Raw genomic sequence first — 713 nt, forward strand, 5'->3', positions numbered from 1 at the left:
AAATTATCATCGGTACACGTTAAGCCTGATAACCACCAAAACAAAGGCGGGTTGGAGAATTTTTCTTTATTTGGCAAAAATAAACTGAAGGTCATCGGACAACCTAAAATGTGTGAATCATGACGATATTTGTATTGTGTTCCGTCAAAAACAACGTGTTCTTCAAGCAGTTCTAATTTTGTCATATTTATCCCCCTCATATAAAATTGATTGAAACAACTTAGTGATAAGAAAGAACCGTACGAATGGATTTTCCTTCATGCAGCAATTCAAATGCTTCATTGATTTGTTCAAACGGCAAAGTATGCGTGATAAATGGATCCAATTGGATCTCGCCGCTCATCGCCTGTTCCACCATTCCGGGTAATTCTGAACGTCCTTTGACTCCGCCAAAAGCTGAGCCGCGCCAGACACGTCCGGTCACTAGTTGGAATGGCCGCGTGCTGATTTCTTCGCCAGCTCCGGCTACTCCGATAACAACGCTTTCTCCCCAGCCTTTATGACAGCATTCTAAAGCTGAACGCATCACATGTACGTTTCCGATACATTCAAAACTATAATCTACGCCACCATTGGTTAAGTCAACAATGACTTCTTGGATAGGACGATCGTATTCTTTAGGATTTAAAAAGTCGGTAGCTCCCATTTCTTTAGCTAATTCAAACTTATCTGGATTTGTATCAATAGCAATAATGCGTCTAGCTTTTGCTTGA

Annotated in this window: 2 protein-coding genes; both read right to left on the bottom strand. The window is 40.8% G+C overall.

Annotated features, from left to right (window positions below):
* The coding region (locus RT405_RS13310) for an alpha/beta hydrolase-fold protein (RefSeq protein ID WP_313470340.1) at positions 1 to 185 on the bottom strand (185 nt) is incomplete at its 3' end.
* Between the two features lie 35 nt (positions 186 to 220).
* Positions 221 to 713: zinc-binding dehydrogenase (locus tag RT405_RS13315; protein WP_313470342.1), on the bottom strand; the 493-nt coding region annotated here is incomplete at its 5' end.

The sequence above is a fragment of the Carnobacterium sp. genome, assembly GCF_032094055.1.
Taxonomy (GTDB): domain Bacteria; phylum Bacillota; class Bacilli; order Lactobacillales; family Carnobacteriaceae; genus Carnobacterium_A.